Annotated in this window: 9 protein-coding genes; 3 read left to right on the forward strand and 6 right to left on the reverse strand. The window is 43.4% G+C overall.

Translation table 11 applies throughout. The annotated features are described in order from the left end of the window. Positions 1 to 23 precede the first annotated feature (23 nt). Positions 24 to 977: a PhoH family protein gene (locus HRT75_RS08135; RefSeq protein ID WP_291184951.1), complete on the forward strand. Its 954-nt coding sequence runs from the start codon at positions 24 to 26 to the stop codon at positions 975 to 977. A 1-nt stretch (position 978) separates the two neighbouring features. Beyond that, positions 979 to 1,929 carry a phosphoribosylaminoimidazolesuccinocarboxamide synthase gene (locus tag HRT75_RS08140; protein WP_291184953.1) on the forward strand — a complete coding sequence of 317 codons (951 nt, stop codon included), beginning with the start codon at positions 979 to 981 and terminating at the stop codon, positions 1,927 to 1,929. Here HRT75_RS08140 and HRT75_RS08145 read toward each other — a convergent pair. Both HRT75_RS08145 and HRT75_RS08150 read right to left on the reverse strand, forming a co-directional pair. Continuing rightward, a complete protein-coding gene (locus tag HRT75_RS08145) occupies positions 1,926 to 2,297 on the reverse strand; it encodes a DUF1304 domain-containing protein (protein ID WP_291184955.1) in 372 nt (123 codons plus the stop codon). The two genes, HRT75_RS08140 and HRT75_RS08145, sit on opposite strands and share 4 nt — an antisense overlap. A gap of 1 nt (position 2,298) precedes the next feature. Continuing rightward, the gene (locus HRT75_RS08150) at positions 2,299 to 3,564 is read right to left on the reverse strand and encodes an acyloxyacyl hydrolase (protein WP_291184957.1); all 1,266 of its coding nucleotides are present in this window, start codon (positions 3,562 to 3,564) and stop codon (positions 2,299 to 2,301) included. Between the two features lie 110 nt (positions 3,565 to 3,674). On the opposite strand from HRT75_RS08150, the gene HRT75_RS08155 reads away from it, so the two are divergent. Next, on the forward strand, positions 3,675 to 5,045 hold the full coding sequence (locus tag HRT75_RS08155; protein ID WP_291184959.1) for an alanine/glycine:cation symporter family protein: 1,371 nt from the start codon (positions 3,675 to 3,677) through the stop codon (positions 5,043 to 5,045). On the opposite strand, the gene HRT75_RS08160 is transcribed toward HRT75_RS08155, so the two are convergent. The 4 genes from HRT75_RS08160 to HRT75_RS08175 all read right to left on the reverse strand — a co-directional run. Further along, complete coding sequence (locus HRT75_RS08160; RefSeq protein ID WP_291184961.1) at positions 5,042 to 6,013, reverse strand: hypothetical protein; 972 nt, start codon at positions 6,011 to 6,013, stop codon at positions 5,042 to 5,044. The two genes, HRT75_RS08155 and HRT75_RS08160, sit on opposite strands and share 4 nt — an antisense overlap. Further along, positions 5,973 to 7,298 (reverse strand): MBOAT family O-acyltransferase, encoded by a 1,326-nt coding sequence (locus HRT75_RS08165; protein WP_291184964.1) that lies wholly within the window; start codon positions 7,296 to 7,298, stop codon positions 5,973 to 5,975. Before HRT75_RS08165 ends, HRT75_RS08160 begins: the two co-directional genes overlap by 41 nt. 254 nt (positions 7,299 to 7,552) lie before the next feature. Further along, positions 7,553 to 8,953 carry a hypothetical protein gene (locus tag HRT75_RS08170; RefSeq protein WP_291184966.1) on the reverse strand — a complete coding sequence of 467 codons (1,401 nt, stop codon included), beginning with the start codon at positions 8,951 to 8,953 and terminating at the stop codon, positions 7,553 to 7,555. Positions 8,954 to 9,095: 142 nt separating this feature from the next. Next, on the reverse strand, positions 9,096 to 10,034 hold a 939-nt coding region (locus HRT75_RS08175; protein ID WP_291184968.1), incomplete at its 5' end, for a M28 family peptidase.

Here is a 10,034-nt window from a genome sequence, read left to right on the forward strand (position 1 = left end):
GCAATCTTAAAACCACCTCGCTTTTGAACGAGCTTATTATTGAAATCACCGAGATCAATCCTCGGGAGCTATTTGGTCAGCACAACGCCAATATAGAACTGCTAAAAAAGTACTTCCCTAAGCTAAAGATTGTAGCACGCGGCAGTAAGATCAAAGTATACGGAGATGAAGAACTGTTAGAGGAATTTGACAAACGCTTCACCATGATTTTGGAGCAATTCGGCAAATACAACAAGCTGGATGAAAACGTAATTGAACGCGTTTTGACCAGCACGAGTCGTGCCGATTATGAAACGGACCAAAGCAGCGGAGAAGTTATTGTTCACGGTGTCAACGGACGTTTGATCAAACCACAAACGGTCAATCAGCGCAAATTGGTAGAAACCATGCGCAAGAACGATATGGTCTTTGCCATTGGGCCTGCGGGTACCGGTAAGACCTATACAGGTGTTGCCCTAGCGGTAAAAGCTTTGAAAGAAAAAGAAGTTAGACGCATTATTCTAACACGTCCTGCAGTAGAGGCAGGGGAGAACCTCGGTTTCTTACCCGGAGATTTACAAGAGAAGCTGGACCCTTATATGCAGCCACTCTATGATGCGCTTCGCGATATGATTGCGCCAGAGAAGTTGGCTTCGTATATAGAAAAAGGAGTGATTCAAATTGCTCCAATGGCCTTTATGCGCGGACGAACCTTAGACAATGCCTTTGTGATCCTGGACGAGGCGCAGAATACCACGCATGCTCAAATGATGATGTTCTTAACCCGTATGGGAAAGAATGCTAAATTCATGATCACGGGTGACCCAGGACAAATTGACCTTCCGCGTCGTACTATCTCTGGACTCAAAGAAGCACTTCTGGTATTGAAAGATATTAAAGGGGTTGGTATTGTACATTTAGACGATAAAGACGTGATTCGTCACCGTCTGGTAAAGAAAGTAATTGCTGCGTATAACCAAATCGAAAACCGCAACTGAAATGAAGGGAACTCTAATGTCCACTGATTTTAATTTCCCAGGGCAACAAAGCGTTTACCGCGGGAAAGTGAGAGAGGTTTATACTCTAGATAACGATATGTTGCTGATGGTAGCTACGGATCGCCTCAGCGCCTTTGACGTTGTAATGCCTCGAGGGATTCCTTATAAAGGGCAGATTTTGAATCAGATCGCCACACAAATGATGCGTGATACAGAAGATCTAGTTCCAAACTGGCTCGTTGCTACTCCAGATCCTAATGTGGCTATTGGAAAGGCTTGCGAACCTTTTAAGGTGGAAATGGTGATTCGCGGATACATGAGTGGTCACGCCGCTAGAGAATATAAGGCAGGCCGACGTATGCTTTGTGGCGTTCCTATGCCAGAAGGGATGCAAGAGAACGACCCTTTCCCAGAGCCGATCATCACTCCGGCAACCAAAGCAGAAAAAGGAGATCACGATGAAGACATCTCTCGAGAAGATATTCTAAAACGAGGGATTGTTTCAGAAGCTGACTACGCAGTCTTAGAAGATTATACCTGCAAATTATTCCAACGCGGTACTGAACTAGCAGCGAAACGCGGATTGATCCTTGTAGATACCAAATACGAGTTTGGAAAGACCAAGGATGGAGAAATTGTTTTGATCGATGAGATACATACGCCAGACTCGTCCCGTTACTTCTACGCAGAGGGCTATCAAGAGCGTCAAGATCGTGGGGAAAAGCAAAAGCAGCTTTCTAAGGAGTTTGTGCGCCAATGGTTGATCGCTAATGGATTCCAAGGTTTGGAAGGACAGACTGTTCCTGATATGAGTGACGAGTACATCGACAGTGTATCTGACCGTTATATTGAACTGTTTGAACACATCACAGGAACGGAATTTCAGCGTGCTGATCTCTCAAACATCACCGAGCGAATTACTTCAAACGTAAATAATTACTTGAACGCCTAGGCGTAATACTTAAGGATCAATAAGATTTGTCCTATTAAGGCAGGAATTCCTTGTACTACAAAGATCTTTTTGCTCACGCTGATCGCGCCGTAAACCCCGGCTACTAAGACACAGGCTAAAAAGAAGTGAGCTACTTGGTCAGCCCATAATTCATCAGCAATAAATAGCGACCAAATCAGGCCAGCAGCTAAAAAACCGTTGTATAAACCTTGGTTAGCAGCCATGCTTTTGGTAGGCTTAAAGAGTTCCTTTTTGAATCCTCGAAACACCTTTGGACCACGTGATTCCCAAGCAAACATTTCGAAATACATGAAGTATAGGTGTAGCAGTGCAACCAGTGATACGATTACTTTAATTGCGATGTCCATTTTATTTTGAGTTTTTGCGTTTCCATTGGTAAACATAACCAATGCTGAATTCTGTAAAGTCGGCTTGCCCTAGATTGGCCTGTAAATGCGCTCCAAGGAACACATTATGTCTAGGCGATTTCTCGTTACCAATCAGGTAGTATTTAAGCCCTAAGCGCGATGAGATCAGTTTTTTGATCTGATATTTGGAGTTGAATTCACCCAACTGCCAGCTCTCAGGAACTTCCCTAGGGGTGTTGTCCCAACCTTCATTCAATCGCCAGTCTATTTGATAGCCCGGCTTGTGTAAATTCACGCCAAGCTGCAAGTCCAGCCCAATGTGATTCAGCAGGAACTCTCCATTAAAGGTTATGGCAAAATTACTGGCGTAACGCCACGGATCTTCTTTAAAGAAGTCAAATTCCCGGCCGTCTTGAACCAAGGACTCATTGTTCTTTATATAGTCGTAATAATGTTTGTAGAGGCGGTATCCAAAGCCAATCCCCAGCTTAAAGGTATTGTTGTAAACCCTTCCAAATTCTCCCGCAAAGCTGTAAACACTGCGTTGGTCGTTTATGGCTAGTGCCAAGACATTAAAACCTTGCCCATAGCGCAGGGAGATATAATTCTGTGTGCTTTTGTCATAGGTGGGTAAACTGCCTTCTGGTAAAAGTTCAAACTCCGGTTCGTGAAAGGCTACAGAAACACTCGCCAAGACTGAGTTATACCCTTGGTTCAACAGCCGTGTATGTCCGTTGGAATGGTGGGAGTAGTTGATCCCAAAATGCCAATCAGTGATCGTTGTTTGTAAAAATCGATAGTAAAAAGCGGTTCTAAATGCCCAGGTGATATCTGTAGTGACCGCTTGATTGTTGGGATTTTTTGTCGCGTCAAATTTATCCGTGTGATAAGACCCACCCATACCCACGCGGGCGGTAAACTTGTCGTTATTGAAAAGTCTAAAATGCACATAGGGAATGACTGACACGGCAAGGCCCAAACTGTCTCTGTTTCCAAAGTTGGTCAAGCCTAGAGATAAACCCGTTACCGGAGCTTTTAAGCGTTGTGCCCATTGCTGCGGATTGTTGGCGTTATTCATGCCAAAGTTCATCACAAACTGATATTGCAGACCAGTGTCTGGAAAGTTGCTGTTGGACTCAAAGGTCTGTCCGACTAAAAATTCTGGGTTTAGAATTCTGGCGTTGGTTCTCCAAGAACTTTCGTTTTCTTGTCCGTTCGCTGTAAAAAACGCAAAAACAAAAAGGAAGACGCAGCTAAAGTGCCTCATAGTTGGTTGTTAGTTGGTGCAGTCAAATTAGGGTAAGTTTCCCAATTGACAAAATATGCCAGAGGACAAAAATAATAATGGTATTTTAGGCTTTTATTTAGCAGCGCAGCATGGAATTACTCGATAAGATCGTAGCCGAATTTGCCTCATTTGTTTGGGGTTTACCCTTGTTAATTCTTCTAATTGGAGGTGGATTGTATTTGCTGATCCGATCCAGATTCTTGCCCTTTCGTTATTTAGGACATGCCATTAACGTGCTGCGCGGAAAGTACGATGACCCGGACGATCCCGGTCAGATCAATCACTTTGAAGCCTTGACCACAGCCTTGTCGGCAACGGTAGGGATGGGTAATATTGCAGGAGTAGCTGTAGCTATAGCCCTTGGAGGTCCGGGAGCTGTCTTTTGGATGTGGGTCTCTGCTGTTGTGGGGATGTCTACAAAATTCTTTACGGCAACCTTAGCGATCTTATATCGAGGCAAAGACAGCGCTGGAGAAGTACAGGGTGGTCCTATGTATTTTATAGAAGAAGGGCTGGGTAAAAAATGGAAGTTCATGGCCGTTTTCTTTAGTATGGCTGGAATGATCGGAGCGCTGCCGGTATTTAATGTAAACCAATTGACGCAGGCCATAAATGATATCCTTTTGATCCCCAATGATATTCAAGTCGGGTTTGAGTCCAATTTGATCATTGGTTTGATCTTAGTGGGGATAACTACTATTGTAATTGTAGGCCAATTATCTCGTATTAGTAAAACTGCAGCCAAGCTAGTACCGTCTATGGTATTGCTTTATTTTGTTGCTGTCCTTTATATCCTCGGAGTCAATTTTGATCAAGTTCCTAAGTATTTAAGCCTTATAGTCACAGATGCTTTTAGTGCAGAACTGTATTCTGGAGAGCCGCTCTTTGGTGGTTTGGTTGGAGGATTGATCCTTTTAGGGATACGTCGTGGAGCTTTTTCTAACGAGGCAGGTATCGGTACAGCTCCCATGGCTCATGGCGCCGCAAAGACTAGCGAGCCTACGCGAGAAGGTTTGGTGGCCATGTTAGGTCCGGCAATTGACACCTTGATCGTGTGTACGCTTACAGCTTTGGCGATTTTGGTCACCGGAGTATGGGAAACCAGTGGTGCAAACGGAGTTTCATTGACCGCTTCTGCTTTTGAGAACAGTCTACCTGGTATTGGAAGCTACATCCTGCTGATCTGTATTGCCGTCTTTAGTATCTCTTCTTTGTTCTCCTATTCCTACTACGGAAGCAAATGTATGAGCTACCTCTTTGGAGCGCACAATAAAAAATACTACAACATATTCTACATAGGAAGTATTATTCTAGGTGCGACGACTTCATTGAGTCTAATGATCAACTTGATTGATGGTGTATTTGCCCTTATGGCGATCCCAACCATGCTGGCCACGATCATCATGGCGCCGAGAGTTTTGAAAGAGGCGCGCCGTTATTTTAAAGCTTTAAAGAACTAGTTTGTATTGAGTAGACTGTCCAGCTGTTTGGTGAATTTCTCCGCACCATCTGGGTTGAGGTGATTGCCGTTTCTAAAATCGGTTACTAGGTAGCGCTTGTCGGTTTCGGCAATGAGCACGCGAAGTCCTGGATAATTGACTTTTAATTCAGCAAGTACACTATCGCGACGTTGGAGCGTATTTAGATCTCTTTTTTCACTGTAATTAGCAAAGGTGGGCGGACTAATGATCACCACAGACAAACCTCTGTCGTAGCAGAAATCGAGCATTTCCTTAAAGTAGGAGGTGTTGTATTCTAAGATCTTTAAAGACTCTCTTCTGCTGATGTTCAGCGGGTCTCTCATAATAGAATCCACATCGAATCCCAAGCGTTTAAAGCGCCCTTTGTAATTGCCCGTATCAAAACCAAAGCGATTGAAAGCAGGCAAACTGTCTCTTAGGTATTGGTCAAAAAGTTGCGTTGTGAAAAACCCAGGATGCGACATATACAGCAAACTGTCTGCTGGAGTCGTTGCACGGTCAAAGGTATTGATGCCGTAGTACTTCAAAAAGACGGGCCTTTTCCAATAATATTTTGAATTGTGCGGTACTTCCAAATGCCCGTAAGAAAGCTCAAAAACTACAGTTTTGAGATTCGGTAGGCGGTCCACTACGCCTTGTAATAGTTTATAATCCGTATTGTGGTGCTGGGCGCTAGAGCTAATGTTTAGCGTGTTTTTGGTAAGGAACTCCGGATTGATGCTGTTCTTGATCTGAGAAGAACCAAATACGGCTACTTCAATATTTTCTGCTTCTTGTTCTAGTTGCTCTCCCACAAGGCTGTAGGTACTCGGAATCTTTGCGACCATCAATTCCAATACAGTAGCAATGATCACCACCGGGATAAAGAAAAGTACCACCGGCCTAACAAAGCGCTTTAGGATCTCCTTAAAACTGGAAATAGATGAACTCTTCTTTGGGTCCGGCATAGCGAAAGATAAAGAATATAAACAGATAGTACATAGCCCAACGCGCAACACGTCCGGTCTTGGATTCGATCTTTACAAAAGGATGGTCTTGATTTCGTGTGAAGTATTCCATCAGAATTAACAAAGGAATAAACAGTACACGCCACCCGATCTCTAAAGAGAAAGGTTCTGAGGGAACACCTTCTAGAATACGACCAATAATGAAAAAGGCCATATCTAAATTCTCCGATCTAAAAAAGATACAGGAGGTCATGATCAAGGTAAAACTATAGATCACGGTGAGCCCTAAAGGCATCTTGGTGAGGTAGTAGTTTATATTAACTACTTTCCCTTTAATGGTCACTGGAATGCGTTCTATTGAGATGGTGAAGGCTTGAAAGAGCCCAAAGACAATAAAGGTCCAATTGGCACCGTGCCACAAACCGATAAGCCCCATAGATACAAAGAGTGCTCCAGTACGCACTAAATAGTTTTTGCTATTCTTGGCCAGCGGCCCGTACACATAATCGGTAAACCATTTGGTGAGCGTTATGTGCCAACGTTGCCAGAATTCTGCAACAGATCTGGACAGATAAGGAATGTTGAAGTTCTTACTGAGTCTAAAACCAAACAATCGCGCGGTTCCAATAGCAATGTCTGAATAGCCTGCAAAGTCGCAATAAATCTGAAAAAAGAACAGCACTGAAGCGTAGAGTAGGGAAAGGCTTCCGTGATCCTCTGGGCTGGCGTAAATGGTATTGACTACCACTGCGGCATTGTCTGCAACTACTACCTTTTTAAAGAGTCCCCAAAGTATTTGTCTCAAGCCATCTTTGGCTAACTCCAGGTCAAACTTGCGTTCTTTGTCAAACTGAGGCAATAAATTTCGAGCGCGTTCTATTGGCCCAGCTACTAACTGCGGAAAGAAGCTTACAAAGCACAAGAAATTCAAAAGGTTCTTGCTGGGTTTTATCCGATCGCGATAAACATCTATACTGTAACTCAGCGTTTGAAAGGTATAGAAGCTCAATCCTACAGGCAGAATAACTCGTAAAGAGCTAAACACGTATTCATCAGCGTTGAGCGAGAAGAGCTCACTGAAGCCAGCGATAAAGAAATTGTAATATTTAAAGATGAACAGCACCCCAAGGTTCCACACCACACTCAGCGCCAGTATACTGTTCTTGCGCGCTTTTGACTTAGCTTTTGGGAGCAAGATCCCTACGTAATAATCAACTATGGAGCTGGCAAAGATCAGCGAGAGAAAGCGCCAATCCCAAAGGCCGTAAAAGATATAACTGGCCACAAGAAGGACCAGATTTTGCTGTCTTATATTTTGCCTGCCTACCGCCCAATACACCAAGAATGCAATGGGGAGGAAAAATCCAAAACTAAGTGAGTTGAATAGCAAGGGCTATAAGTTTCCCGCAAATATAGCAAAAATGAAGCCTTAGCCTATGGGTGTCTCTACTTAGAGCAGCAAGAACATTTCTTTACTATTGCCACAAAAAAACCCGGACGTTTGCCCGGGTTTTTCTTTTTTATGTACTTAACACAATCTTACAATTCTTCAAGAATGTAGATGTTGTCAATGGCAATATCTTCATCTCCAGAATTCAATTGGAATTGGATACGTACGCTAACCGTTCCAGAACCACCTGGATTGGTTGTTGCGTTATTTTGAAAGGCACCTACAAAGTTGTCAAACACGTTGGTCACCTCTTTCCCATCACCAAATCCATCGCCGTTGGTATCAACACGTGGTGTATTGTTGAATGAAGAACCTCCAGCTTCTGCTTCAATATTAAGAACGTCTGTCCAGGTTACATTATCAAAGCTGTACTGAACAATTACGTTATCAGACTCGTCCCAATCTTGGCTGGTTCCGTCATCGTCTTCAGCCAAAAGCAATTCAACAAATAATTGCTGAGCGCCAGAAGCTAGCGCAACATCTGTGAATTCCAAGTATACTGGTAGCGTTGCTCCTTCACCGTCGATATCTTGAGCAGCGAAAAAGAAATTTTCAACAATATTTTCTACAACATAACCGCCGCTAATATCGCTGCCATCTGTTCTTAAAAAGAAGTCACCACCACCGTCAGTGAATTCGGCAACACTCGTAGTGTAGGTTACTGTATCATCTTCGAAATCCTCAAAAGCCAATACAGAAGCACAAGGATTGTCCGTAGAGAATGTTCCAGATTTATCATTAGCAGACCCCGTAAAATACCACTGGCCAATAAGTTGTGTGCAATCAACTAAACTGTTACCATATAGTACAGTACCGTTCCAGTTTACAACACCGGCTCCAATAGAGATTCCACCAGTGTCACCAACGTTACAGTAATCAAAGCTACCTGCAGTAACACAGCCGTCTTGAGCGCCATTACCGTTGAAAGTATTTCCGTTGAAACTTGCTTGGGCTGTGTATGTTTGATCACCGGTGCCATCACCTGAGATCATTACATTAAAAGTACGAGGCGAAGGGTTAGCACAATCCGCACAAACGTATGATCCTGTTAGTGAAGTTACAGGTACACGACTTGTTGATTTAGCAGTTATGATATCTGCAGCTTCCTTCTTATAAACCACATCTGTTACTGAGGAATTAGAACCGTCTGCATCCGCAGAGAAAAGAAAAGAAATGTCATTGCCGCCAAAAGCAACTAGATCAATGGCCTCTCCTTTAACTATAGGTGATTTGCTGCGAGCAACAGTGGTAGTTCCGTCATTGAAGTAAAGTGTTGCCATTGCAACATCTTCCTGAACAATTTTAATGGTTATTGTAGCACGTGCATCTCCTTTAGCTGTTGAGAAGATACCTTCATATACACCAAAATTGGTATCATCAAAAATTTTAAGATCAAAAGAAGTATCGTTTGGCGTTGTCAGTTCTTGCTCGTCTTGCGAACAAGCGGCCATAAAAAGGGCACTTAAAGATAGGATAAGTAGTTTTTTCATAGATTAGAATTTAAGCTCCAAAACTACGAGAATTTGACCCCAGCACCAAGCAGTTTACAATTCGATAAACAAGATTTTATAAATCGATTAAACAAAAACAACCTGGATTTAACATCCAGGCCTTTTTCAATTCTTTTGCAGCTTAATCAAAGTAGCTAAAGCTTTCGCCATCTTTGATTTTAAGTACAGATTCATAAATCAATTTGATCACGTTTTCCACGTCTTCTCTATGCACCATTTCTACCGTGGTGTGCATATAGCGCAGCGGTAAAGAAATTAGGGCAGAGGCCACACCGCTATTACTGTAAGCAAAGGCGTCCGTGTCTGTTCCGGTGGCTCTAGATAGGGCGGAGCGCTGGAACGGAATATCATTGTTTTCCGCAGCTTCTATGATCAGATCGCGCAGCTTCTGTTGTACTGCGGGAGCATAGGCGATCACTGGCCCTTCGCCGATCTTTTGATGCCCTTGCTTCTTTTTATCGATCATTGGAGTAGTGGTGTCGTGAGTCACGTCTGTCACAATAGCAGCATTGGGTTGAATGCGCTCTGCAATCATCTGCGCACCGCGCAAACCGATCTCTTCTTGTACTGAGTTGGTCACGTATAGCCCAAAAGGCAATTCCTTTTTGTTCTCTTTTAAAAGTCGAGCAACCTCGGCCACCATAAACCCACCCATACGGTTGTCTAAAGCACGGCAAACAAATTTGTCTTTGTTCAAAACGTGGAACTCATCCGGATAGGTGATCACACAACCTACGTGAACGCCCATTTTTTCAACTTCCTTCTTGTCTTTGGCTCCAATGTCAATAAAAATATTATCTGGCTTAGGCGCTTCTTCCTTAGCGCGATTGCGCGTGTGAATTGCAGGCCAACCAAAAACTCCTTTTACAATCCCTTTTTTGGTGTGAATGTTAACCACTTTGGAAGGTGCAATTTGGTGGTCACTTCCTCCATTGCGAATTACATACAGCAGTCCATTGTCAGTAATATAATTGACATAACAAGAGATCTTATCCGCATGCCCCTCTATAACCACCTTGTATTTAGCGTCTGGGTTGATCACTCCAACCGCCGTTCCGTA

Source organism: Gilvibacter sp. (assembly GCF_013214815.1).
Taxonomy (GTDB): domain Bacteria; phylum Bacteroidota; class Bacteroidia; order Flavobacteriales; family Flavobacteriaceae; genus Gilvibacter.

Bases quoted from the DNA above. Each gene is read 5' to 3' on its own strand.
- HRT75_RS08170 (WP_291184966.1), bottom strand. From the start codon at position 8,953: ATGAAAAAACTACTTATCCTATCTTTAAGTGCCCTTTTTATGGCCGCT.
- HRT75_RS08150 (WP_291184957.1), bottom strand. From the start codon at position 3,564: ATGAGGCACTTTAGCTGCGTCTTCCTTTTTGTTTTTGCGTTTTTTACA.
- HRT75_RS08140 (WP_291184953.1), top strand. From the start codon at position 979: ATGAAGGGAACTCTAATGTCCACTGATTTTAATTTCCCAGGGCAACAA.
- HRT75_RS08160 (WP_291184961.1), bottom strand. From the start codon at position 6,013: ATGCCGGACCCAAAGAAGAGTTCATCTATTTCCAGTTTTAAGGAGATC.
- HRT75_RS08155 (WP_291184959.1), top strand. From the start codon at position 3,675: ATGGAATTACTCGATAAGATCGTAGCCGAATTTGCCTCATTTGTTTGG.
- HRT75_RS08145 (WP_291184955.1), bottom strand. From the start codon at position 2,297: ATGGACATCGCAATTAAAGTAATCGTATCACTGGTTGCACTGCTACAC.